The organism is Amycolatopsis sp. NPDC004079 (genome assembly GCF_040610415.1).
Lineage (GTDB): Bacteria > Actinomycetota > Actinomycetes > Mycobacteriales > Pseudonocardiaceae > Amycolatopsis > Amycolatopsis halotolerans.
The window spans coordinates 41,165-58,066 of the sequence record NZ_JBEXMH010000029.1 but is presented as its reverse complement, the minus strand read 5'-3'; the positions used below and the strand labels follow the sequence as shown (position 1 = coordinate 58,066).

Sequence of the window (16,902 nt, the reverse complement as noted above, 5' to 3'; positions counted from 1 at the left end):
AGCTCTGCTCCCGACACCGATGAGTCCGCCCGAAGCATGACGAGGGCAGGGGGACGCTTTGGCGTCGCGCTTGATCATGCAGGAGCGAGGTGCAGTGCCAAAGGGACGGTAGGCTAGCTGGCCATGCCAACCAACAACGAGCATCCCCCTGATCTCGACGGCCCCGCCCTCCGAGCCGCGCTGTACGCCGAGAAAGACGTGCAGCCGATCCAGTCGACCGACGACCTCGCACGCGACGACGTCTTCGAAACCCTAGACGAAATCCACGAATTCCAGGCCGCCACCGCCGCAGCTCGCAAAGCCGACCTCGCCTGACCCGACTGCCGGAGAGCGAATGGAACTGCCAGGACCCGACCCCGAGGCCATGAGCATGGCCAAACAACTAGAAACGGCATTGATCGTCGCGGCGACTTCTCAGGGCAACGCCGCCGCAGCGATCGACATCGCGGGTCAGATGGTCGAACGCCAACTCGTGGCCGGACCCCGGGGCCGCATGTTGGCGATGGGCCTGATCGAGCTGAGCCTCCAGCACGCCGCCGAAGCGCCCTCGACGCCGGATCCTTATGCCAAGCTGGCCCAACACCTCGTGCAACTCGGCGTCTGCACCCAGTTCGACCTGAAGACCGCGTTTCTGAGCCGCGTCCTGAACAGCGGATTAGCCCAGGGCTGGCTGGAAGCGGACCTGTACGACCAACTTGCGGCAGCAGGCGGAGAAGAACCCGCATTCCAAGACCTGCTCACGCGAATCGAACGCCGATAATCTCGCAGCGCACACACGGCCGCAGCGAGGGAAACATTCACAGACGCCCGGCGCGCGCACCGCCGCGCCCGACTGCCGCGGCATCCATGGTGCGATAGAACGAACCCCGGGACGAAGCAAAGCGGGGACGCAGGCATGCGGCCCGAAGGGTACCGACACGCTAGGAGACGGCATGGGTATCTCATCCGAGGTGCTGGTCCAGGACCCGGTCGACGCAGAACAGCTATTCGTCCAAGCCTGCGCGGCGGTCGGACTGCCATCTGACGCTCATCGCCACCTGCGCAGCTGGGGGGCAGTCCGCATGCTGCAAGCCGCACCCGACCAGGGCGCCGAAGCCTTGGTCACGGTTCACTACGCCGCAGACGGTGGTCCCTATCCCGACGAGGACGAGGACGACGACGAGCCGAAGAGCCCGGACGGGCACGCGTTCGTGCGGTTCAGCACTAGCGGCGACATCAATCGCGAGACTCCGCGCGACCACCACCGCACCCTCGTTGATCGCCTCGGACGCTGGCTGACCGAGCAGGAGTTGCGCTGGTCGTGGCGATGGGAGGGCGATCCTTGGGTTGCCGGATTCTTTCGACGCCCCGAACGCACGCCACCATCGAGCTAGCCGCTGCCGGACTTTCAAGAATTCCGTCATGCCGATGGCCACGCGCAGGAAACAACGCGCATCTGTCGCGTCGGCGGATCCCGACCTGCCGCTGCGTCGGTTTCCAGGCCACGATCTTCGACAGCGAAAATGACTGATGTTGGGCCGACCGCTGGTTGCCAGATGCGAAACGCGAGGGACGAGCGGCCGGCCTGCCACTGCCGGCGGGAATGCGAGGCAATGCCACGGTCGCGCAGGCAGCGAGAACACGCTAACACAACCGCGAGTCGGCACGCCTCGTCTGGGAGCGGACGGCGCTGGTCACCGACGACCTCGCCCAGCGGCTCGGGAAGCCATCCGCACCGCCGTGCGGGACGGAAACGGGCTGAGGTCAGGGCGGTCCCGCGCCGCCGCGCCGAGATCCGCGTTGCGCACGGCTTCCGCACGGTGAGCGGTGCCGACGACCGCTGATGGATCCTCAGCGACTCCGACGCCCGCGACCCCGCGCTCGAAACCGTGCAGATGGGGTTCTCGCCCGCGCACCGGCACAGCTTGGACCCGACGCAATTGCTCCTAAGAACGTCCGGAAACGAGGACGTCCGTCACCGTTCGGAAGAGGAGAACGGGACGCGGCAACTCAGGCGCGGATGTACTCGCCCATGTGGTTCGACGGCAGGTCTCCGCTGCTGACCAGGCCAGTCAGACGGTCGAGTACCCGACGCATCGCCTGGTGCCAGGTATCGCTGTCGTCAAGCCGTTCTTCGGCTGCACGGGCCGTCCACACGTCGGGCGGGCCAGGACGGCTGAATTCGGCGACGATGGTGGCGACGGGTGCCTCTCCCTCTCTGAACTTCTCCCACCATCCGCTGTCGTAGTGCATGGAGCGCAACACGGTGAGGGTGTCCTCGGTGCCGAAGGTGCGAAGCAGGAGCTGTTCGCCGCGCCACTGCACGGTGCTGCCGAGGCCGTCGCGAAGCGAGCGAGCGCGAAGAAGCGACGGAATCTCGTCGTGGTCGACGAGGTCCTCGGGATGCGCGCAGACGAGAATGTCAGCGGCGACTCGAGCGGCGTGAACGCTGCGGTCGGCAGGCACAAGAAATGTGCCGATGCCGTCTTCGCGATCGGCGCGCAGGTAATAGCCCCCGACGTTGCGGCGGTCGTGTTCGCGAGCGCAGGCGAGGCTGACTCGAGCCATGTCGTACTGGTGGCCAGCGTGAGCGGTTGTCCAGGAACTGGCTACGGCGGTGGTGCTGGTGACGTGCCAGGCCAGCAGGTTCCCGAAGCGAAGCCGGTTGTTCACGAGCAGCGAGCCTATCGCCCAGAGAACAACTGCCGCCGCGTGCCAGGCGGTCGGTGCCCTGTAGTTCTCCCCGAGCCCGCGCGCTCGACCGCATTGCGGGAGGCCGACGAAGAGACCGCTCGCGCGGTCTGCGACTTCGGTCGGGCCGCCTACTGAGCAGCGGCGACACGCCACCCGAGCCCGCCTCGGGACGCAACAACCGCCGGCTGGCAGACCGATGACGCCAAGGCCGGTTGCCGCCTTTTCCCTGTCCGTTGCGGCTGCGCGGCGGAGGACCGACCCGTCCGGGCGAAACCGGAGTCTCGGCAGTTCGACGGGGTGTCGTTCAGCCTGCGGATGGGGCGCGGCTCATAGTGTCGGGACATGGATGGACAGGGCGTCGTCGTGTTCGATATCGACGGAGGGCTGGCGGACATGTCCGCCATCGCCGGCGAACTGGGCCCCACGCCCTGGAGGCGGGACGTCTGGCAGCAGTTCTTCGCCCGCCTCGACGAGGCCGCAGTCCTGGATGCCGGGCGGGATCTGGTCGCCGCGACCGCCGCGCTCGGGTTCACCGTCCTCTACTCCACGACCCGGCCCGGCTTCACGATGCCGGCCACCAGGCAGTGGCTCGCCGACAACGAGTTGCCGCCCGCTGCAGCGCTGTTCTCCCGCCCCAACAAGGCAAACGGTCCCGCGGTGGAGATCAAGCTGCAGCACTGCTGGCTCATCGCTCGCCGCCTCCGCGCCGGCTATCTCGCCGCGTTCGTTGACGACGAACCCGACGTCGTCACTGCGCTGCGCGCCCACGGCTACGCCGCCCGCCTGTTCGACCGGCTGCACGGCCGCGATCCCGTCGACCTGCACGCCTCCCTGGTCTTCGGACCGGCCCGGCGGGACTTCACCGAACGCAAGCACCTGCGCGACGCCCGCGTCGCGCACCGCACTCCGCTCGCCGCGGCACCGGTCCTGGCCTCGACGGCTCGCTGATCGCGGCTACCGCGCCCTGCTCGTCGCGGTAGCCGCGCCGGAGGCGGCCGGCTCCGCCTTCCAGGCGACTCGCCGAGCGCCGTTATGCCCCGCTGGGTTCACGCCGGCCGGGTCTTCCACGACGCCGTCCGGCAGTCCCGCAGTGACGAGGTCGGCGACGGATCACACAGACTGGGCCTGAGCAGGCAGCTGACACAGCCGCCGCAACCGGCCGGCCATCGTGTCCTTGCTGCACCCGGCCAGCTCCGCCAGTCCGGCCAGCGACGCCCGCGGATGCTCCAGGCGCAGCCGCCCGGCATCGCGCAGATGCGCCGGCACGTCGTCCTCGGGCAAGGCCAGCGCGGCCCGCGTCCGCTCCAGCATCGTCTCGGCGGCTGCCTGCATCCGTCGTTCGTTCGCCGCGCGCAATGCCGCGGAGTTGCCCGGCGGATGCGCCGAGCCTGCCCGGTTCGGCGAGCGCAGCGGGCCTTTCGGCGGTGTTTTCGGCGGTGTTTTCGGTCGCTCGGGCAACTCCAGTCCCCGCGCGAGCCGGGTCAGCGAAGTCGGGGACAGGTCGAGCCGGCGGCAGATCTCCGTTTTCGTCAGGCTCGTGTCGGTCCACAACTCCATCAGCACGAGCCGGTCGCACCCTTCCTGCCGGGCCTTGAACCGGCTTGGCAAGCCCAGCGCGAACGCTCGCTGCGCCACGACTCGCGGCGGTGCCTGGAGCCGCCGCGCGACCTCCTCGTCGGGCACGCCGGCCTGGGACCACAGCCAGCGCAGCCGCAGAGGGTCGACGTCGGGAGCGTCGTCGGCCGGGCCGTGGTGGGCGTAGGACCGGTCGTCGGTCGCGACTTCCCGTGCCCCGTCGCGCCAGCGCTCATAGCTCCACACCGCCACGCTCGCGGGTTTGCGGGAGACGATAACCGCCGACTCTGTGGGAGAGGACTGGAAGAAGCGACGCTCACCGGCGGCGCTCAAGCACCACAGGCAGCCTCGAGCGACCGCATCGTCGGGGCGATTCTCCTCGGTGACCGCGCACACCTCGAGCCGCCCGGTCTCGGCATCGATGAACAGGCTCATGTCCGTGCGCGCACGAATCACCGGCGCCGACGCGCCCATGTGGTGGTTCAACCACGCCTGAACGATCGCAGCGGATTCCGGAAGGTCCTGGTCGCCCATCCGCACACCCCACCACACCCGAACGCCCCAGGCACGCCAACATCCCACCGCCGGATGATCGCGTCCCGGTCCGCCAGGACCTGCTGTGGCGAATCAAACGCCGGTGATCTCGCTGCAGACGCGTCCGGCAAGGGACGCTTTCGCGCGGAATCGCGCGCGGACCCCGGTTCAACCGGCCCGCGGTTGTTGTCCGCCACGGCGGACCCTTGCGCGGCAAAGCGCTTGGGGCTGGCCGGTCGTTGAGCCGACGATCCGCAGCATCGCCTCGATGTTGGTTCAACGAGTGTCGATGCTGCTGTCAGCGTGACCGAGCGAAGAACGGCACTGACCGTCCTCGTCGAGCGGAAGCCCGCATTCGCCCCAGCTTGCCGGCCTCGAGCAGCGGGCGATGCGGACGTCGCCCAGCGCCCGCAGAAGCGCGGCCAAGCGGTGGGCGGCCTGCATCACCTGATGCCACTGGTCATCGGAGTAGCCGCCAGATGCAGATGAGTAGGAGCTCTTGTGAGCATGCCGGGCTTGCGAAAAGGTCCGCTGTGCCTCGCCGATCTCCGCAGATTTGCCGCCGAACGCGAGTGTCGCCTCATCGAGCATCGACAAACCGCCTGTGTTGTGCGGAAAAGACTCCATTGTTTCGAGAGCGTCAGCGAGTTCGACAGCGGATTTGCCCTTCAGCATGACCCAATCCTCCTTGATTTCGTGCCAGGCGGGTCATGAATCCGCCCGCGCGACAGCAGCCGCACGACCGCCGTTGCGTCGCGACGCGACCTCGGTGGCCTCCCGAGCGGCGAGGAGGAGCCGTCGGACTCCACCCCAAGCGACATAGTCGCAGGTCGCATTCGCTCGGCGCCATCGCCGTGGGCGGGTTTCAGGAGAGTGGTCAGCGCGCCGCTTTGCTCGGCGCACGGACCGACGATCTCCCGGTGCCGTCTCAGCGCTCTGGCGCGATCTCTTGTTCAGGCGAGAGGCTGCACGGCGTCGACGGCTTCGTATGCGGCGAACGGGCCGTTCTGCGCGAGGTCCGCGGCACGCGTGTCGGCGGCGAGCGTCAGTTCGTGCCGGATGCGCGGGACCAGCACTGCGGCCAGGCGGTCGCGGAACCCGGCCGCGCCCGGCGGCACCGGGTAGTCGACGAAGGTCATGGTGCCGCCGATCCCCCAACGACCGGTGCGGCTCACGCACACGTTCTCCTGGTTGACGACCAGTTTGACGGTGTAAGCGGGCTCGCAGGCGGCCATGGTCTGCATCGGCGTGACCGGGGCCGGGCGAAGGCAGCCCGGCTCGTCGACGTCGACCGGCAGGTTCTCCTCGGCGACGATGTCGCACACGGCCGCGTAGGCCGCCGCGACTTCCGGATCCGGAGCGAACCGCCACCCGCTCTCGTCACCCACGTCCGACTCCTTACCGCCCCGTTTCCGCCGAGCTCGACGATTCCGCGACCCAAGATATCAAGCGATGCAGGGAAAACTGGCCGACGCTGCCGGTCAACCGCCCGACTGCCCCTCCCTCCGCACAGGCCTGCTCAACCAGGCGATCACGACCCCATCGCAGCAGGCCAGCGACCGTGCGACGAGTTCCTCGCTCCGCCGCGGCCTGACGCCCTGTCCAGGGAACGCTACGATCGCGCCCGACGAGACCAAGGGCACCCAGCGGGGAGGGGTCGACGACGTGGACCAGGCCGAGACCGGCAATCGCGAGGAACATCCCAGAAATCCGGATGTCCGTTTCCAGCTTGAGGTTGTTGTCGACGGCCGACGGATCGTAGGCCAGTCTGTGGCCGGTCCGATGTCGCTGCGCACGATCGCCTCCTTCCTGCGCAACGCGGCCGAGAAGGTCGAAAACCGCGCGTTCGAAGATCTCCGCGACAACGATGCATGACCGCGAAAGTGAACCGGCCCGACAGCAGCGGGTCGATGCCTCGGGCGACGAGGGACGGTCATCCGCCGGAGGCGTGAACCGCCGCCGCCCGGTCGCGCCGCGAGCGCGGGAAATCCCGGGCTGCCCCTCGAGCCGCTCCGCGCGGCGCCGGGCCGCCGACAACCTGATCCGACGCACCAGCCCAGGCCGAGCACAATCCCCACGCCTGACTGATCACTACGCGCCTGGCGACTTCGCATACTTGCGATTGCCTCCGGACCGCCGCCGTGATCATGAGGCGGCGCTCCGCCGGGCCGCGGTTTCCCCGCTGGGCCGGGCGACACCAGCTCGAACGCGGCGGGCGATCGAGAACGCCGCGCAGACGACGACCTCGACGGCCAGTTCGTCCTTCGCCGCACGCTCCCGCAGGCACGCCGTCGCCTCGTTCAGCGGGTGAAACTTTCGACCGGACGCAGCACGAGACCGACGAGCGACGACGATGCCCCGCTGCCGCGTCGTCTCGTGCCGACCCCGCGCGCGGGTGACGCGATCACGACACAGGTCCGGCCTCGTAGTCCCAGACACGGCCGGGGTCGGTGGTCTCGATCCAGCACCTCGTGATCTTCGACGGGAGGATGCCGAGTTCCCGGTCGCGTTCGACGACGTCCGCGGGACAGGGCATCCGCTCCAGGTTGACCGACGCACCCGCCACCAACGCCCACATGCCGTTCAGCGTCGAGGCGGCTCCGTGCCCTGCGCTGCCGGGGTTGTCGGCCGCCGGGAAGATGCTTTCGGTCCCTGCTTCCCATCGTCGTCTGGCTGCCTCGCCCACGACGAAGTCCAGCCCGACGGTGTGGACGTAGCGGAGAAACCCGAACTTGCGGATCAAGGCGGCCGGTGAGTCCGGGGCGATGCGCTTTTCGTCGGTCAGGAATGCGAACCACTCGCGGGTGTCGAGGAACCAGAGACCGCCGTGCCGGTCTCTGTCGGCTGCCAGGCCGCGGCGATCAGCTGCATCCCGTCGGAGGTGTAGCCGAGCCCGCCAGGAGACACGACCATTCCGTACGGGACCGGAGGGCCGAACGCGCCGGGACCGGTGCGGACGTCCGCACCGGCCTGAATCGCCAACTCGCCCACGGCCGGCTCCAGATAGAACAGGCGTGCGCGAGCGAGACCCTCCGCCACCCACTTCGCCAGCCTGGCACCGCGGCCCGAGGTCGGCACGCCCGCGCCCTCGGCAGGCAGCCAGTACTGTGCGCCGCGCGCGATCTCCATCTCGAGCTCGGCTGCACCCTTGTCCCGCAGGTACCAGACCGCGATGTTGCGCGCCACGGCCGACCGCTCCGGCGTCCACTCGGCATCCAGGTCCCAATCCACCAGCACCGCCTCAACGTACTGCCAGCCCCAGATCCGCCGAGCCCAAGCCCTGACGGCACGGCCGTGCCGGTCAGGTACGCCCTGCGCTGACCAAACGCCAACACCGATTCACGGCTCATCCGACAGCAAGGCCCCGGCGATCCCTCCGCCTTCCCCACCGAAACCCAGTAAGCCAAGCACCCTCTGGGCAGGAGCTCCGTTCGCCGACCGAGCGACTCCACCAACAGCGTCACCTGATCAGCGGACCTCGGCCCCGCGTTCGGCGCGTCAGCAGCCCGGCCCCGCGGCCGGACGGTGATCCTGGTGTTCGTGACCCTTGAACCGCGATGGACCCCTCACCACTACGAGGTGCTCGGCCGGCTGATGTCCGCGCTGTTCGACACCGGAGCCCCGGGCATCCTCGAAGGCGCCAAGAACTTCCGGTTCTGGGAGACCGCCAACGGCGGATTCTCCCTGACCTGGGAACGCGGGCCGCATGCCATGGAGGTCGTCGGCGAACTGCTCGAACTGGCCGCCGATGCCGAACGCACGCGAGTCTTCCGGCCAGGCGACGTGGTGTCCGTTCACAACGGCGAGGCCGACCCGAGCTCCTGCACCACTGTCCACATCCAGAACGTGCGGATCCTGATTCGCCCCATCGACACCATCGGGCACGAGGCGGCGGTCGCCGAGGCAATCGCCTCGCTGGCTACCTGAGCCATACGAACACCGTTGCTGCTCTGGCCGTCCGCCGGCGCCGCGGCAGAAATGCGGCGGCACTGCGGCATTCGGCGGGCGCTCTCGACCCCGTTGCACGTGGGGTCCGCGGCTGCGGCATGGTGTGGACGACACGCGCGCCGTGTCCTGATGGCGCTGATGGCGGAGAAGAGCCTCTGTGAACACTCAACAGTCCCCGGGGAGCCCTGGCAGGGTCCTCCGCATGATCGTCACCGGCGGGGGCACGGGCGGGCATACTTATCCTGCGCTGACCGCGGTGCGCGGGCTGCGGTCCCGTCTGGAGGCGGACGGCGCTGCGCTGGACGTGCTGTGGACAGGCAAGGACGGCGGTCTGGAACAGCGGGTCGCGCAGGCCGAGGGAATCCGGTTCGCGGCGGTCGCCACCGGGAAGATCCGGCGCGCGTCCAATCCGCTGAAGATGATCTCGGCGGCCAACGTCCGGGACATAGGACGCGTTCCGCTGGGGGTGGTACAGGCGCGGGCCCTGGTGGCAAGGTTCCGACCGGATGTCGTGCTGGCCACGGGCGGCTACGTGGCAGTGCCGGTCGGGCTCGCCGCGCGGTTGTGCCGTCGGCCGCTGGTCGTTCACGAGCAGACCGTGCGGCTGGGCCTGACCAACCGGCTGCTGGCCCGGATCGCGACCAGCGTGGCGGTGTCGTCGGAGTCGACGCTCGAGCTGCTGCCCCGCGGGGTTCGCGCGGTGGTGACCGGCAATCCGGTGCGCCCAGAGCTGCTGCACGGCCGGGCCGACAGGGCGGTGCGCGCGCTGGGATTGAGCGGGTTCGCTCCGGAGCTGCCCACCGTGTACGTCACCGGCGGGGCCCAGGGGTCCAGGCAGATCAACCAGCTGGTCTGCCGAAGCGCGCCGTGGCTGCTGCAGCACGCCAATATCGTCCACCAGTGCGGCAAGAACAACGCAGCGCAGCTGCGCGAACAATTCGCGCAGCTGCCGGAAGAACTGGCGTCGCGCTGTATCGTCACCGAGTTCGTCGGTTCCGAACTCGCCGACGTGTTCGCCCTCGCGGACTTGGTGATCTCCCGCAGCGGCGCGGGAACGATCGCGGAACTGACCGCGCTGGGCAAACCGTCGGTGCTCGTCCCCCTCCCGTCCTCGGCGGGCAACGAACAGGTCCACAACGCCCGGAATCTGCACGACGCCGGCGCAGCAGTCGCCCTCCCCAGCGAAGTGTCCGAGGCCGACCTCCGCGCTGCGGTGACGCCGCTGCTGACCGACCGCAATCGGCGGCTGGACATGGCGCGTCGGGCCCGCGCACACAGCAAGCCCGACGCCGCGGACCGGCTGGTCGACGCAATGCTGGCCGCGGCCGCCCATAAACGCTAGGCGATGCCAGCGCGGACCCGCCCCGGGCGGCACCGCCTATCCCGGACAGCCAATGCGGTCTGCCGAGATTCGCGCATGATTGGAATACGGGCTTGTCCCCGGCGGAGACGGCGAGGGGCCCCAGGCCGCGACGGAACGAATCGCACGCCGCAACAGCGGCACATCGGCGAACCAATCAGCGCGAAAGCTGCTGCCGCCGGGCGGATATCCTGACTGTCGGCACAGACACCTGTTCCTATGCCCGGTCGGTGTCGTTCGCCCGCCAGTACCCCGTGATGAACCTGCGGATCGAGGACGGCGACAACTCATCGCCGAACCGTTCGAGGAAATACCCGCCGATGGAATGCGCGCGGGTTCGCACGAACACGCCTGTTTCGTCCTGGTCGAGCTCGAAGAAGTACACGTCTCCATCCAGATCGACGCGATACGCACGGCCGCTCTTTATCGTCCGCACTTCGACGACGTCACAGGACTTCCCGCCACTCGACTGGGTCATTCTTCGCTGCCGCCCCCGTCGTACCCGCGCTCTCCGGCCTTGCTCTGCTTACCCATTCGCAGGGCTCCTTTCCTTCGACGACAGCCGCGACATCGCTTGTCCGGACGGCTGGCCGCACAAGGCCGCCTCGTCACCGGCCACCCCGATCCAGGACACGACCCGACTCTCTCCCGCTCAAGACAGTCTGTGAAGGAGGCCGCTGTTTCCACTGCTGCTGTGGACGTTGCCCGCATCTGACCGAGACAGACACCGCCGCACCCGGGCAGCGAAGACCGCCACAGGCAAAGGCGACCTGCGCCTCAACCGCGAACCGACCAACGGACACATCCGCCACCCCGTCACCCGCCTTGACTCCTCTGACCGCTCCCCGGCGCGAGATACCCGCAAGCCCGACCTCTCAGGCAGGCACGCCGGCCGCGAAGCCGTCGAGCACGAGCGAAGCAACGGCGACCGGGAAACAACCGGCCAGAAACCGGAAACACCAACGAAAAAGCCGGAAACAGCGCTCCCTGCGATGCCCAACGCCGAACGGGGACAGTGGCCTTGCAAGCCCACGCCCACGCCGTCAACCCGCCCCGACCGCCCTTGGACGAGCCATGATCCCGACGTTCATCAAACAGACCTACGCCGACTGCCCCAATGCCAAAGACAACGACTCCGCACGCTGGCACTTCCCGCACCTCAAGTGCATCCCGTGCGACGCACAGCGCCTCTCACGACTGACTCTGGCCCAGGTCGACGACCAATGGGCTGAAGGACGAATCTCGACCGCCGCACGGGACGGCTACCGATACGTCTGGGCCGCCTCCGCGACACGATCCGCAGCGTACGATCACTACAAATCCTTCGACTGCGAGGAATCCAAACAATACGCACTCGCCATCGCGCAAGCTTTCGAAGCCAGGACGACTGACCCGCACTGCCCCTGAGATGTGCCTCGCGGTCACTGCAGCACCGTCAGCAGCGTGGCCGACACCGCCAGCGCGAGGTGGTGCAGCGCCTGGTCCGCTGCATACATCCCGTTCAGGCCGCCCGCGTTGAGCCGGGCGAAGCCCGACGAACCGGTGCGCTCCAGGATCCATCTCACCGGCCAACGGCGGTCCAGCAAAGCGTGTGTCACGGCCGACCACCCGAGCGAGCTCACCACGCCGAGCACGGACCAGTGCAGCGGCAGCACCAGCCACGCCAGGAACCCCTGCACCATCAGCGTCAGATGGTATTGGGCGACATGCGCCAGATTCGCCCGCCAGCCGCGATGCGGGCTCGCCCCCGCCGCGACCTCCTCCCGTGTCGGAGCGGCCTTGTTCGCGGCCTGCCAGTCGCACTGGCCGGTCACGTGATCGGCCAGGTTGTGGGCCGCCACCAGCAGGAATCCGCTCGCAGCGAAGGTTGCGAGCATGGTCGCGTGTTCGATCATGGACACGACTGTGACTCGTCCCGTGACGGGATACTGTCCATCAGTGGACATTCGAAAGCGCTCTCCGTCACATCCTCCGCAGCCCGGCCGGATCCGACCGGAGGACCAGCCGTGCCAGGTTCGTCCGCGCCCACGCGTCGACCCGACCATGGTCGGGTCGACGGCAAGCTTGCGCCAGCAAACGGGAAATCAAAGCCGTTCCATCCACAATGGATACAGCGCCTCTTACAACGATCGCCTGTCCCATGAGGACAGTGGCTGTTCAGCGCAGCTAACACGTCTCGTCGTCGCTCAGCCCCTCGCATCGCGCGACGAGACCGGCGATCCGGCCGCCCGGAGATTCCCGCCTCGATGGCGGACACCGCAGTGGTCGTCATAGGCGGGGAAGGTCGCCGCGGGGCACGCCGGCCGATATCGGCGCCCCGCCGACCATCAGGGCATGTGTGCAAGAATTTGAACTGTGCGGAAATCTGTCGGGTGCGGAGCGGAGCGGTGATCAGCCCCTGCGTTCGCCGGCTGCGGCCGAACTGGCCGAGGCCGCAGGGCTGATGCATGAGCGACTGTCCGCGCGCATCGGGCAGCCCCGGTCGCGATCGAAGATCTCCCGGCTGGCGAACGAGCGGATTCACCCGCCGCAGGCGGAGATCCTGAAGATCCTGGACGCCCTCGGCGTCGAGTGCGATCGGCGGGACCGGCTCTTGGAGGTCGCTCGGGACGCGGTCGAGCTGGGCTGGTGGATCGACTACGACAAGGAGCTGGGCCTTCGGCAAGCCGTCTGCTCCGACCTCGATGCTGGGGCGTCGAGGATCCGGGAGTTTCACCGGGCGGGGCACTTGCTGTCGACCGTCGCGGCCAGCCGCCCCGCGGGTGCGCGGCCCGACGCCGCGACGAGCGTGGTCGGCGAGGACAAGGCGGCCCTGAGGGCGTCGCTGGGTCTTGCTGCGGCACCGCGGCAGCCGGCTGGGGCGGAGGAGGCCTGCGAGCCGGTGCCGGACCGACATTGACCGGGCCGATCGACCCCACCCGTCAATGCCTGGCGTGAACGCCGGCTTCCCTTGCCTGCCAACACACTTTGAGGAATGAGCCATGAAAATGAACAACAGCCCCGCCCGGGGCACCCGCGACCTGCTCCCGGATGCCGTGGCGAACCGGGACCGGGTGCTCGGCCTGATCCAGGACGTCTATCGCCGGTTCGGCTACCAACGGATCGAAACTCCCGCGCTGGAACGGATCGAGCGGTTGACCGCGGGTCAGGGCGGGGACAACGAGAAATTGTCGTTCCGGATACTGCGCCGCGGTCTCGACGAACAACTGCCCGCCGGCACGCCGGTGTCGGATCTGGTGGACATGGGGTTGCGCTACGACCTGACCGTCCCGCTGACGCGTTTCTACGCCCAGCACCGGGCCGAGCTGCTGGCACCGTTCCGATCGTTCCAGTTCGGACCGGTGTGGCGGGCGGAGCGGCCGCAGAAGGACCGCTACCGGCAGTTCTACCAGTGCGACATCGACCTGGTCGGCGAGCCCAGCGTGCTCGCCGAGGCCGAGCTGATCGAGGCCACCACCGCAGCCCTGGCCGCGGTCGGTCTGACCGGATCGACGGTACGGCTGTCGGATCGCCGGTTCCTTGCCGCGCTCGCAACGTGCGCAGGCGTCCCGGCCGAGGCCCAGCCCGGGTTCTTCGTCACGGTCGACAAGCTGGACAAGATCGGCTGGGACGGCGTTATCGCCGAACTGGTCGGTGATCGCGGGCTGCCCGCCGACGTTGCGTCCGCAGCCCGGGACAAAATTGACTCCCTGACCGGCCTGCCCGCCGACAAGGTCGCCGACGTGCTGACCGAAGCGGTCCCCGGCCTGCAGGACCAGGTCGCCGACGATCTGGCCACCATCGCCGCGTGTCTGGCAGCGCTGGACGGGGTGTCGTGGGCATTCGACCCGAGGCTGGTGCGTGGCATGGGCTACTACACCGGTCAAATCTTCGAGATCACCCACCCTGCCGCGGCCGGGTCGATCGCCGGGGGCGGCCGCTACGACGAACTGATCGGCCGCTCGCTCGGGCAGCAGGTGCCGGCGTGCGGGTTCAGCATCGGGTTCGAGCGCATCGTCGACCTCATCGAGCAGCAACCCGAGGCGGCAAAGGTCGCGGTGCTCTACGAAGCGGACGTCCCCGTCGCCGATGCTCTTGCTGTGGCGCGGCGGCTGCGCGACGAGCAGGGCGTCGTCGTCTCCTCGCTGCGCCGGAGCGGGAAATTCTCCGCGCAGCTGACCCGGCTGGAGACCGCCGGGTTCACTGGGTTCCTGCCGCTGGTGCCCGGTCAGGACATCAGTGAGCTACCGGTGCCGCGCCCGCTCGGTCGCCAGGTCTGAGGGGACACCGCCCGAGCCGCTGGTGGACCAGGAGCGGATCCATAACTCCGCCGACAGCAGGTTCACCAGCGGCCACAGCCGGCCTGTGTGCGCGAGCGGCGCCGCAGTCAACGCGGCGAGTACGGCTTCGGGTCGATGATCCCAGTCGCCGCACACAGCTCGGCGATCGACGGCGGCTCGACCGCCTCGCCAGCAGCGAAGGCTAAAGCGCCCTGATGACGACCGGCTACGGCCCTGAGGCTTCGGGGGCGATCACCGGCCGACGTCGTCGGCTTGAAGGTCGAGCCGGACGCGATGGACTCGTCCCGATCCGGAGCCCGTCGAAGCGATCAGTTCTGCGATCGCTGCAGATCCGACACCGCCGCGAAGAAATGCTCGTGCACGCGCGGGAGCATTTCCTTCTCCCGCAACGGGAAATCCGCGCTGTCGGCGAGGTCGATCAGCTCGGACAGCTCCTTCGCGATCGCCCGGTAACGGGTCACGCGGTCTGCGCTTGCCATGCGTGCCACGCTATCGGCCCGCTTGACGCAGCCGACCAACGGCGCGGCTACAATTCTTCGGCTTTCTCGTCGAGATCGGCCAGCGCGTCGGCCTCGACCAGCGCCTCGACGCAGAGCGAGGGCAGCAGCGAGGACCAGGTCTGCGGGTTGGCCACGCCCCCGAACTGACCCACCAGCAGCACGTCCCGCAGCAGGACCGTCGCCCGCTCCTGCAGTTCGTCGCGCTCGTCCTCGGACAACGACCGGCCCGCCGGCGAGTCGGCAAGCACCCGCTGCACCGCCTCGACCGCGAGTTCGTCGACTTCCGGAACCAGCACGTGCATCACGCCGCGCAGGTACTCCAGCACCGGCCAGATCGTGCTCAGCGCAGCGATCCGCGCGCTCTCGTCGCTCTGGTAGGGACCTTTGCCCATCTCGACGGACTGCTCACGCAGCTTCCCGACCAGCGTGTCCAGCTGCGCCAGCACGCTCGTGCGCACGCCCTCGCCCGATCCCATCCGGACAGTCTGACAGGGACGACGCACGGCCGCAGTCGCGCCGGGCCAGCCGCCGACTGCCGCCTCGCGCCAAACGCCGCTCGCCCCGCGCCGGGCCGATTTGTCGGTGCATGCTGGCAGGATGCCGCCGTGACGCGTTCCGAACCCGAGCACATCGACTGGGGCGACCTGCCCCTGGAGACCGCGGTCTTCCAGTGGAACGCCCGTCGGCGCTGGAGCGACGGGGAGGCGCGAGGCTTCACGCCCTGGGTGCGCGACCACCTCGACGAGATCGGCGCCCTCCTGGGACTGAACCTCCGGTTCGTGGCGTTCGAAGCGCGTGTCGGCTCCTTCCGGGCGGACATCCTCGCCCGCGACGAGACCGGCCGCACGGTGATGATCGAGAACCAGTTCGGTCCCACCGATCACGAACACCTGGGCAAGGTCGTTGCCTACGCCGCCCACGCGGACGCCGAAATCGTGGTCTGGATAGCCGCGGGCGGCTCCGCCCTGAACCTCGACCCGGTCCGTCCTGAGCACCGCGCGACCCTGAGGTACCTCAACGAAGCATTGGCCCGCCGGACCGGGTTGTGCGCGATCGCAGTGGTGCTGGAGTCCGACCCGGGCGAGTACGAAGTGCGGCCACGGATGCAGCTCGCGGTGCGCCCCGACGAGTACCCGCCGTCACGCCATGACGCGGAGCCCTCGGACGGATAAGCAGGCGCGGAAGCGCGCCGCCCGGAGCCGATGCTCCTGCGGCGGCAGCGAAATCTCGACAGCGCCGTCGTCGTCGCTGTGGCCGCTGCCCGGCGACGGCGCCGCGGCGGCATCCCGGCGATCTTCCGTGCGCACAGCCGAGGCCGCCGTTTCCGGGCCGCCCCCGACGGCGGGCGATTGAACGAGCATGGCCAGCGCGACGACCTGGTTGCGGCGGCCGTTCTGCTTGGCTGCTTCGAGCAATTGGTCGGAGTAGCGCTCCAGCGCGACGATGTCGGAACCCTGCTCGGGCGAGGTCGCGACGCCGATCGAGATCGTGCACTGGGGAAGCCCGTCGTGCCCGAGCCGGATCGTGTCGCCGCCGGCCGGGTTGACGACCTTGGTCTCGAGTCTCTCGACCGACCGGCGGCTCCGCTCGGCGATGTCGACGGCTTTGGTCCAGTCAGCTCCCGGGAGCACGGCGGCCTTTTTCCTCGCCGCCCGTCCTCGCGAGGATGTCCCCGGCGCGAGTCTCGGCGCGCAGCACCGTCGCCACAGCCTCGAGCACCTTGTCGCCGCCGGGGTGGCCGATGCGGCTGTTCCACCACTTCAAGCGATCGATGTCGAGCATCAGCATGGAGGTCGGACCTGACACCCGGGGAAAGGTGATCAGTGTCGACGGATCTTCGCAGCGAACATGACGGTGCGCCATTCGATTGGCAGACCGGCCAGATCACCGGCAGACGGGATCGCATTTTCGTGACCGACTTGCGCATTGACACAGGCCGACCCTACAATTCTTGAGCCGGGCCTACTTTCGACTCGCGACCACCTAACCGCATGGCGAAGTGGGGTTTCGCGTGCCCTGAACAGGTGGCGAT

At 68.7% G+C, this 16,902-nt stretch carries 23 protein-coding genes; 11 read left to right on the top strand and 12 right to left on the bottom strand.

Annotated features, from left to right (window positions below):
- Nucleotides 1–123 precede the first annotated feature (123 nt).
- The 3 genes from ABZX37_RS27210 to ABZX37_RS27200 all read left to right on the top strand — a co-directional run bounded on the left by ABZX37_RS27210 (nucleotide 124) and on the right by ABZX37_RS27200 (nucleotide 1,373).
- The gene (locus ABZX37_RS27210) at nucleotides 124–315 is read left to right on the top strand and encodes a hypothetical protein (protein WP_354744140.1); all 192 of its coding nucleotides are present in this window, start codon (nucleotides 124–126) and stop codon (nucleotides 313–315) included.
- A 19-nt stretch (nucleotides 316–334) separates the two neighbouring features.
- The gene (locus ABZX37_RS27205) at nucleotides 335–760 is read left to right on the top strand and encodes a hypothetical protein (protein ID WP_354744138.1); all 426 of its coding nucleotides are present in this window, start codon (nucleotides 335–337) and stop codon (nucleotides 758–760) included.
- 172 nt (nucleotides 761–932) lie between these two features.
- Complete coding sequence (locus ABZX37_RS27200; protein ID WP_354744136.1) at nucleotides 933–1,373, top strand: hypothetical protein; 441 nt, start codon at nucleotides 933–935, stop codon at nucleotides 1,371–1,373.
- Nucleotides 1,374–1,989: 616 nt separating this feature from the next.
- Here ABZX37_RS27200 and ABZX37_RS27195 read toward each other — a convergent pair.
- Complete coding sequence (locus ABZX37_RS27195) at nucleotides 1,990–2,652, bottom strand: hypothetical protein (protein WP_354744134.1); 663 nt, start codon at nucleotides 2,650–2,652, stop codon at nucleotides 1,990–1,992.
- Between the two features lie 363 nt (nucleotides 2,653–3,015).
- On the opposite strand from ABZX37_RS27195, the gene ABZX37_RS27190 reads away from it, so the two are divergent.
- Complete coding sequence (locus ABZX37_RS27190) at nucleotides 3,016–3,621, top strand: hypothetical protein (RefSeq protein ID WP_354744132.1); 606 nt, start codon at nucleotides 3,016–3,018, stop codon at nucleotides 3,619–3,621.
- A gap of 162 nt (nucleotides 3,622–3,783) precedes the next feature.
- Here ABZX37_RS27190 and ABZX37_RS27185 read toward each other — a convergent pair whose 3' ends face one another.
- The 3 genes from ABZX37_RS27185 to ABZX37_RS27175 all read right to left on the bottom strand — a co-directional run bounded on the left by ABZX37_RS27185 (nucleotide 3,784) and on the right by ABZX37_RS27175 (nucleotide 6,170).
- A complete protein-coding gene (locus ABZX37_RS27185) occupies nucleotides 3,784–4,782 on the bottom strand; it encodes a helix-turn-helix domain-containing protein (protein ID WP_354744130.1) in 999 nt (332 codons plus the stop codon).
- 276 nt (nucleotides 4,783–5,058) lie between these two features.
- Nucleotides 5,059–5,457: a hypothetical protein gene (locus tag ABZX37_RS27180; protein ID WP_354744129.1), complete on the bottom strand. Its 399-nt coding sequence runs from the start codon at nucleotides 5,455–5,457 to the stop codon at nucleotides 5,059–5,061.
- Nucleotides 5,458–5,735: 278 nt separating this feature from the next.
- Nucleotides 5,736–6,170 carry a hypothetical protein gene (locus ABZX37_RS27175; RefSeq protein WP_354744127.1) on the bottom strand — a complete coding sequence of 145 codons (435 nt, stop codon included), beginning with the start codon at nucleotides 6,168–6,170 and terminating at the stop codon, nucleotides 5,736–5,738.
- A gap of 64 nt (nucleotides 6,171–6,234) precedes the next feature.
- Between ABZX37_RS27175 and ABZX37_RS27170 the strand changes: the two genes are divergently transcribed.
- Entirely contained in the window at nucleotides 6,235–6,657 is a 423-nt protein-coding gene (locus ABZX37_RS27170; protein WP_354744125.1) for a hypothetical protein, read from the top strand.
- A 529-nt stretch (nucleotides 6,658–7,186) separates the two neighbouring features.
- Here ABZX37_RS27170 and ABZX37_RS27165 read toward each other — a convergent pair.
- Entirely contained in the window at nucleotides 7,187–7,525 is a 339-nt protein-coding gene (locus tag ABZX37_RS27165) for a hypothetical protein (protein ID WP_354744123.1), read from the bottom strand.
- 38 nt (nucleotides 7,526–7,563) lie between these two features.
- Complete coding sequence (locus ABZX37_RS27160; RefSeq protein WP_354744121.1) at nucleotides 7,564–8,019, bottom strand: hypothetical protein; 456 nt, start codon at nucleotides 8,017–8,019, stop codon at nucleotides 7,564–7,566.
- Nucleotides 8,020–8,322: 303 nt separating this feature from the next.
- On the opposite strand from ABZX37_RS27160, the gene ABZX37_RS27155 reads away from it, so the two are divergent.
- Complete coding sequence (locus ABZX37_RS27155) at nucleotides 8,323–8,709, top strand: hypothetical protein (RefSeq protein ID WP_354744119.1); 387 nt, start codon at nucleotides 8,323–8,325, stop codon at nucleotides 8,707–8,709.
- Between the two features lie 223 nt (nucleotides 8,710–8,932).
- Nucleotides 8,933–10,072, top strand: a complete 1,140-nt coding sequence (locus ABZX37_RS27150) for a UDP-N-acetylglucosamine--N-acetylmuramyl-(pentapeptide) pyrophosphoryl-undecaprenol N-acetylglucosamine transferase (RefSeq protein WP_354744117.1) — start codon at nucleotides 8,933–8,935, stop codon at nucleotides 10,070–10,072.
- 235 nt (nucleotides 10,073–10,307) lie between these two features.
- Here the strand turns inward: ABZX37_RS27150 and ABZX37_RS27145 are convergent, their stop codons facing one another.
- Nucleotides 10,308–10,568 carry a hypothetical protein gene (locus ABZX37_RS27145; protein ID WP_354744115.1) on the bottom strand — a complete coding sequence of 87 codons (261 nt, stop codon included), beginning with the start codon at nucleotides 10,566–10,568 and terminating at the stop codon, nucleotides 10,308–10,310.
- Nucleotides 10,569–11,164: 596 nt separating this feature from the next.
- On the opposite strand from ABZX37_RS27145, the gene ABZX37_RS27140 reads away from it, so the two are divergent.
- Nucleotides 11,165–11,497 carry a hypothetical protein gene (locus ABZX37_RS27140; protein ID WP_354744114.1) on the top strand — a complete coding sequence of 111 codons (333 nt, stop codon included), beginning with the start codon at nucleotides 11,165–11,167 and terminating at the stop codon, nucleotides 11,495–11,497.
- A 14-nt stretch (nucleotides 11,498–11,511) separates the two neighbouring features.
- Here the strand turns inward: ABZX37_RS27140 and ABZX37_RS27135 are convergent, their stop codons facing one another.
- A complete protein-coding gene (locus ABZX37_RS27135; protein ID WP_354744112.1) occupies nucleotides 11,512–11,985 on the bottom strand; it encodes a hypothetical protein in 474 nt (157 codons plus the stop codon).
- A 443-nt stretch (nucleotides 11,986–12,428) separates the two neighbouring features.
- Here ABZX37_RS27135 and ABZX37_RS27130 point away from each other — a divergent pair, with 443 nt between their 5' ends.
- Nucleotides 12,429–12,989 carry a helix-turn-helix domain-containing protein gene (locus tag ABZX37_RS27130; RefSeq protein ID WP_354744110.1) on the top strand — a complete coding sequence of 187 codons (561 nt, stop codon included), beginning with the start codon at nucleotides 12,429–12,431 and terminating at the stop codon, nucleotides 12,987–12,989.
- Nucleotides 12,990–13,071: 82 nt separating this feature from the next.
- Nucleotides 13,072–14,349, top strand: coding sequence for a histidine--tRNA ligase (gene hisS / locus ABZX37_RS27125; protein WP_354744108.1), 1,278 nt, complete (start codon nucleotides 13,072–13,074; stop codon nucleotides 14,347–14,349).
- Nucleotides 14,350–14,678: 329 nt separating this feature from the next.
- Here the strand turns inward: hisS and ABZX37_RS27120 are convergent, their stop codons facing one another.
- Complete coding sequence (locus ABZX37_RS27120) at nucleotides 14,679–14,849, bottom strand: hypothetical protein (RefSeq protein WP_354744106.1); 171 nt, start codon at nucleotides 14,847–14,849, stop codon at nucleotides 14,679–14,681.
- 47 nt (nucleotides 14,850–14,896) lie between these two features.
- Complete coding sequence (locus ABZX37_RS27115; protein ID WP_354744104.1) at nucleotides 14,897–15,346, bottom strand: hypothetical protein; 450 nt, start codon at nucleotides 15,344–15,346, stop codon at nucleotides 14,897–14,899.
- Between the two features lie 129 nt (nucleotides 15,347–15,475).
- Here ABZX37_RS27115 and ABZX37_RS27110 point away from each other — a divergent pair, with 129 nt between their 5' ends.
- On the top strand, nucleotides 15,476–16,042 hold the full coding sequence (locus ABZX37_RS27110; protein ID WP_354744102.1) for a hypothetical protein: 567 nt from the start codon (nucleotides 15,476–15,478) through the stop codon (nucleotides 16,040–16,042).
- Here ABZX37_RS27110 and ABZX37_RS27105 read toward each other — a convergent pair.
- Nucleotides 16,010–16,501 (bottom strand): hypothetical protein, encoded by a 492-nt coding sequence (locus ABZX37_RS27105; protein WP_354744100.1) that lies wholly within the window; start codon nucleotides 16,499–16,501, stop codon nucleotides 16,010–16,012. The two genes, ABZX37_RS27110 and ABZX37_RS27105, sit on opposite strands and share 33 nt — an antisense overlap.
- Nucleotides 16,485–16,733 carry a diguanylate cyclase gene (locus tag ABZX37_RS27100; RefSeq protein WP_354744098.1) on the bottom strand — a complete coding sequence of 83 codons (249 nt, stop codon included), beginning with the start codon at nucleotides 16,731–16,733 and terminating at the stop codon, nucleotides 16,485–16,487. The genes ABZX37_RS27105 and ABZX37_RS27100 overlap by 17 nt, the downstream gene beginning before the upstream one ends.
- Nucleotides 16,734–16,902 lie beyond the last annotated feature (169 nt).

Coding starts and splice junctions, on each gene's coding strand:
- ABZX37_RS27210 (WP_354744140.1), top strand. CDS start 124: ATGCCAACCAACAACGAGCATCCCCCTGATCTCGACGGCCCCGCCCTC.
- ABZX37_RS27205 (WP_354744138.1), top strand. CDS start 335: ATGGAACTGCCAGGACCCGACCCCGAGGCCATGAGCATGGCCAAACAA.
- ABZX37_RS27200 (WP_354744136.1), top strand. CDS start 933: ATGGGTATCTCATCCGAGGTGCTGGTCCAGGACCCGGTCGACGCAGAA.
- ABZX37_RS27190 (WP_354744132.1), top strand. CDS start 3,016: ATGGATGGACAGGGCGTCGTCGTGTTCGATATCGACGGAGGGCTGGCG.
- ABZX37_RS27185 (WP_354744130.1), bottom strand. CDS start 4,782: ATGGGCGACCAGGACCTTCCGGAATCCGCTGCGATCGTTCAGGCGTGG.
- ABZX37_RS27180 (WP_354744129.1), bottom strand. CDS start 5,457: ATGCTGAAGGGCAAATCCGCTGTCGAACTCGCTGACGCTCTCGAAACA.
- ABZX37_RS27170 (WP_354744125.1), top strand. CDS start 6,235: ATGCAGGGAAAACTGGCCGACGCTGCCGGTCAACCGCCCGACTGCCCC.
- ABZX37_RS27150 (WP_354744117.1), top strand. CDS start 8,933: ATGATCGTCACCGGCGGGGGCACGGGCGGGCATACTTATCCTGCGCTG.
- ABZX37_RS27145 (WP_354744115.1), bottom strand. CDS start 10,568: ATGACCCAGTCGAGTGGCGGGAAGTCCTGTGACGTCGTCGAAGTGCGG.
- ABZX37_RS27140 (WP_354744114.1), top strand. CDS start 11,165: ATGATCCCGACGTTCATCAAACAGACCTACGCCGACTGCCCCAATGCC.
- ABZX37_RS27135 (WP_354744112.1), bottom strand. CDS start 11,985: ATGATCGAACACGCGACCATGCTCGCAACCTTCGCTGCGAGCGGATTC.
- hisS (WP_354744108.1), top strand. CDS start 13,072: ATGAAAATGAACAACAGCCCCGCCCGGGGCACCCGCGACCTGCTCCCG.
- ABZX37_RS27120 (WP_354744106.1), bottom strand. CDS start 14,849: ATGGCAAGCGCAGACCGCGTGACCCGTTACCGGGCGATCGCGAAGGAG.
- ABZX37_RS27115 (WP_354744104.1), bottom strand. CDS start 15,346: ATGGGATCGGGCGAGGGCGTGCGCACGAGCGTGCTGGCGCAGCTGGAC.
- ABZX37_RS27100 (WP_354744098.1), bottom strand. CDS start 16,733: ATGGCGCACCGTCATGTTCGCTGCGAAGATCCGTCGACACTGATCACC.